This window comes from Candidatus Brocadia sapporoensis (assembly GCF_001753675.2).
Classification (GTDB): Bacteria; Planctomycetota; Brocadiia; order Brocadiales; family Brocadiaceae; genus Brocadia; species Brocadia sapporoensis.
On the sequence record NZ_MJUW02000067.1, the window covers coordinates 1 to 4,852 of the forward strand.

The 4,852-nt window shown below is 42.8% G+C and carries 4 protein-coding genes; 2 read left to right on the top strand and 2 right to left on the bottom strand.

Going from position 1 to position 4,852, the window contains the following annotated elements:
- The first annotated feature begins 195 nt into the window (after window positions 1-195).
- Complete coding sequence (locus tag BIY37_RS13885) at window positions 196-516, top strand: DinB/UmuC family translesion DNA polymerase (protein ID WP_261340836.1); 321 nt, start codon at window positions 196-198, stop codon at window positions 514-516.
- 127 nt (window positions 517-643) lie between these two features.
- Here BIY37_RS13885 and argJ read toward each other — a convergent pair whose 3' ends face one another.
- Both argJ and BIY37_RS05655 read right to left on the bottom strand, forming a co-directional pair.
- A complete protein-coding gene (gene argJ, locus BIY37_RS05650; protein ID WP_070066867.1) occupies window positions 644-1,855 on the bottom strand; it encodes a bifunctional glutamate N-acetyltransferase/amino-acid acetyltransferase ArgJ in 1,212 nt (403 codons plus the stop codon).
- Between the two features lie 275 nt (window positions 1,856-2,130).
- The gene (locus BIY37_RS05655) at window positions 2,131-2,676 is read right to left on the bottom strand and encodes a pyruvoyl-dependent arginine decarboxylase (RefSeq protein WP_070066868.1); all 546 of its coding nucleotides are present in this window, start codon (window positions 2,674-2,676) and stop codon (window positions 2,131-2,133) included.
- 259 nt (window positions 2,677-2,935) lie between these two features.
- Here BIY37_RS05655 and BIY37_RS05660 point away from each other — a divergent pair, with 259 nt between their 5' ends.
- Window positions 2,936-4,024, top strand: coding sequence for a DUF2786 domain-containing protein (locus BIY37_RS05660; RefSeq protein WP_179129300.1), 1,089 nt, complete (start codon window positions 2,936-2,938; stop codon window positions 4,022-4,024).
- Window positions 4,025-4,852: the final 828 nt, after the last annotated feature.

Sequence of the window (4,852 nt, forward strand, 5' to 3'; positions counted from 1 at the left end):
CCCTTGTATTTGCTGGCTTAGCAGCTCATACACCCCTCGAATTGCGAAGGTCGGGTTAAGACTATCGGTGAAATTGCTTTATTACCCATAGATAGACTCCTGGAAAAATTTGGAAATTCTTATGGAAAATATCTTTATGAGGCATCGAGGGGAATAGATGATAGCCCTCTCATTACCCATTGGGAACCAAAGTCAATAAGCAAGGAAGTTACTTTCCAACGGGATATTGACAAATGGCAGGCCATAGCCAGGACTATTGCTGAACTCACCAGAGAGGTCTCAAACGATATGAAGCAGACTGGTTATAAGGGCAGGACCGTTACCGTGAAGGTGAGATTCAGCGATTTCGAAACTCACACAAGGGCTAAAACCCTTGAAAAGTCAATAAATTCTGCAGATGAATTGAGGACAACTGCCTTTGACTGCCTCAGGCGGTTTGAACTAAAAAAGAAGGTCAGGCTTTTAGGAGTAAAAGTGGGATGTTTAGAAAAGTATGAACGTCCTTCTCACAAATAATGTATTCTTATACGTCATTCGGTTGCATAGTGAAGCTGTGATGAACCTGATCAGAAATTGAAGAGGAGGCGATTACCGTAAAACGGAAATACATCGGGATTTTTTATGAGTACAAAATATTAAAAGTTTATGTATGGTACTCTGCATTAATAGTTACATATTCATGCGACAGGTCGCATGTCCAGACGGTATCATTGTAGTTTCCCAACCCAAGCTCCAGCCGGATTGTAATGTTCCTGTCCTTCATGGATCTGCTCAGGGCATTCAGGTCACACTGGGTGGGCATTCCCTTTGCAAAAATGAGGATATTATTGATAAAAAGGGTGACTTTTGATTCGTCGAGTTCCACACCCGCATAACCGGCGGCAGAGACGATGCGTCCCCAGTTGGGGTCTTCCCCGTTAAGTGCCGTTTTTACGAGTGGTGAATCAGCAATTGACCTGGCGATTCGTGCTGCCTCGTTCCGTGATCTCGCACTAATCACATCGATCTGCACAAATTTAGTTGCGCCTTCTCCATCCATCACAATGGCCTTTGCCAGCGTGCTGGTTACATAATCCAATCCTTGCTGAAAAATCAGGAGATCACTATTTTTTTCGGTGATCGTTACTCCGGAGGCACCGTTGGCGATTATGGCGATGGTGTCGTTGGTGCTCATATGACCATCAATTGTAATGCGATTAAAAGAGGATTCTGCGGAATTTCTGAGGCATTCGTTGAGAAGCATTGCCGGCATGGAGACGTCTGTTGTAAGAAAACAGAGCGTAGTTGCAAGGTTTGGGGCAATCATCCCTGCCCCTTTTGTGATTCCACCTATCGTCACATTTTTCTTGTTTATTTTCAGTCTTACGGCAACGGCCTTTTGTTTCGTATCCGTCGTCATAATGGCACGTGCCATTGCATTGCCATGCTCCTGAGTACTTCCAAGAGAATTGGCAGCGGTCTGAATACCAGCAGCAATCTTGTCCATAGGAAGAAGCCTCCCGATAATTCCTGTGGAGGCAACCAGGAGTTCATCTTCAGAAATCTTCAGGCATCGTGCGGCTATCCGCACCATTTCTGCCGCATCTTTATAACCCTGCTCTCCCGTGCAGGCATTGGCATTACCGCTGTTCATGACGAATGCCCGTACACGTCCCTTTTTGATAATTTTTTTACTGATCCTGACCGGAGCTGCGTATATTTGGTTCGTTGTGAACAAGGCGGCACCTGTTGCGGGATATTCTGAAAAAATAATTCCCAGGTCGAGGCTATCTTTTGTGATTTTTATTCCACAATAGGTAGTGCCCGCCTGAAATCCCCTGGGGGCAACAATGCATCCGGTAGTAATTACTTCCACGTTACAGAATTTCCTTTTTGGCGTGTCGTCGACAGGTTAAGTAAGGTATGAGGACAACAATGAAGCTTGGCCATTTCATAACAATGTCACACATGTTGCCATAATTCCCATTGCAACCTGCGGAGCAGTCAATGAAATAGTAAGTCGTATTTTAAGTTCCTGAACCCTGTTTGGTGTAAATCTTTCTCCCCAATTCAGTATTGATTTCTGCTTGTGCTCCACGAAACACCACAACCAAAAGGGTTTTTGTATACTGCCTCTCAAAGGCGGATACGTTATAAAATAAATACGGCGGCGGCGACTACCGTAGTCCACAGTCCATTCTTGTCTCCACGAGCTGCCTGCGTGATGTTTCTGGTCTTTACAATTTTACCACTCATCAGGTATATTTCTTTCCGCTCATCATAGTTTTTTGCCGTGTCGAATTCAACACCCAAGGTTGTAGCCAGCATGGTTGCGGCAAGATCTTCTGCATAGTCGCCTGATTTTTCATCGGTCTCACCATAGGCATGGTGTTCACTCAGATATCCATAATGTTCGTGCTCAGCCGGAGCGGCCATACCCACAGAGGCAGAGATCATCCGGTTCGGCTCATTGGTAGAGTTATCACTCATCACGCAAAAAATCACCTGTCCGGCCTTTAACATGGCAGTGCCTTGTTCCTTCGTAACAATTTTACAATTCGGAGGGAAGATACTGGATACCCGTACCAGATTACATTTTTCAATTCCTGCCTTCCGCAGGGCAAGCTCGAAAGATTGTAACTTGTCTTTATGTTTTCCAACGCCTTTGGTAAAGAATACCAGCCTAGGTATCATCATAGTTAATTTGCTCCCTTAAAGAGATAAAAAATTATAACAAGAATACAGATATTTATGTTGCTTAGTGAAACAAATTTTTTAGGGAAATTCAAATAGAATTTTAAAAATTTAAAATATGTTTTTTATCTTTTTCATTTGCAGCGGAACAACAAACGGATATAACACAATACACCACATTTACGGTCTTTTATTTTTGATTTTATCCTCGCTTCATGATATGGTGTTATTCCTATTCTTAAGAAACCCTCCTTTTTATCCTATGACAGATATTAATGACAAGCTAAAAACTGCCTGGCTCAGGCAATTGAACGAAGAATGGAAGACGGCAAATTTTCTTTACTTTACGAACTCTATGCGTCCACCGAATTTTGAACTGGCGTATTCAGGGACAACATTGGGCAGGTGGAAAGGTGGCTGTCGCCGGTGTCTCTCCATTAGTGTTGCCTTAATTAATAGGCATGCCTGGGAATATGTGCAGGAGGTGCTTTACCATGAAATGGCGCACCAGTACGTGGAAGAAGTTTTGGGGATTTACGAGGAACTTCCGCATGGAGAGACATTCAGGAGGGTTTGCCAGGAAAAGGGCATTGATTCAACTGCTACCGGGAATATTCAAGCCTGGGTGGAAAACCGCAGCAACAGATTCGCCGTGAACTCGGGAAATCAACAGATGCTGGATAAGGTTCATAAACTGCTGGCATTGGCACAAAGCCCCAACGAACACGAGGCTCAGACCGCTATGGCAAAGGCCCATGAGCTGCTATTAAGACATAACCTGACGATTCTGGATACTCAGGCGAAACGAAACTATATACATAAGCAAGTCGGTAAAGTAGGACGAAGAGACCCTGCGAAGTCTACTATCAGCGCAATACTTTGCAAATATTTTTTCGTAGAGGCCATCTGGACGTTCGGGTACGATCAGCACAGAAACCAGAGCGGCAGGGTTTTGGAAATTTATGGTACTCCGGAAAATGTTGAAATGGCAGAGTATGTGTATCATTATCTGCAAAACGTCACGGAACTTTTATGGAGGGAGTACAAAAAGAAAAACACTATCAGCAGGAACAGGCATCGAAGGACTTTTATCTATGGAATCCTGGAAGGGTTTTATCATAAACTGGAAGGTAGGGAGTCGGAAAATATATCTAAAAAACTGGTATGGAAGGGTGATCCCCGACTCAAGGAGTTTTACTACCAAAGAAATCCCAGACGCATCCGGACCTTTTCCCGATATTCACGAACCTGTCAGGATACCTATAATTCCGGAGTATCTCAAGGGAAAAAACTGATTATTCACAAAGGTGTTCGGGAGGGCGGCAGCAAGAAGATTAAGTATTTAAACTAATCGTTTCGCAGGGTAAACGCAATCAACCATGAATAATATGAAGAATGCACATTTTAAAAATGATAACTTCACCACAGTTATTTCTCTTGATAACCGATATAACTTTTTACTCTTACAAAATTCATTGTATCGTATCACTTTAGTTTTTTGAAAAAAGTCTGTGCTAATAAAGATATCATGCTTGGAGGAGGTAATGTAGGGATTGTCCCTGTACTCAAAGAATTCACCATTGGCGAATCTTCTGAATTGACAAACAGGGTGGCATGGACAAACTTCGTTTGTCCATGCGGAACTTGCACAATGTTGTTTGTAAAACATTCATTTTAAAATGGGGATAGACGACTCAAGTCCGATTATTGTACATGCAGAGTTTTTTTGCAGTGTGATAAAAACAGAGATAAGCACTGCCTATTCGTATCACTCCGTTAGATTATGGTATGTATGCATCACGTCTGGAATTCACAAGGTGTACGCCTCTTAAGCATGCAGACAGTCTCAAAGGCGATCTCATCTGCAAATGTTTTTCAAAATACTAAAGTGATACATTTTATCTTTGCAGCATTCATAAATCGAGTAATTATTCGATGTGCCTTCACTCGCAATTATTACGAGTGAATAGCATATTGGTTCTACAATCCCGAAGGAGTGTCATTCTTACTGCAATATCGTTATGCAATTATGATTAACCCCATAACGCAGCAAAGCCGCAACCAAATCCCCCCTATCGTTCTAAGAAAATATTCACTGCCACTGCGTAACTACTCAGCGAAACTGATGGTGAGAGAGAATATTTTCTCAGAATAGTTAGGAGCCGATAGGGAAAACGGG

Excerpts from the sequence above, each read along its gene's own strand:
- BIY37_RS05655 (WP_070066868.1), bottom strand. The coding sequence starts at position 2,676 with ATGATGATACCTAGGCTGGTATTCTTTACCAAAGGCGTTGGAAAACAT.
- BIY37_RS05660 (WP_179129300.1), top strand. The coding sequence starts at position 2,936 with ATGACAGATATTAATGACAAGCTAAAAACTGCCTGGCTCAGGCAATTG.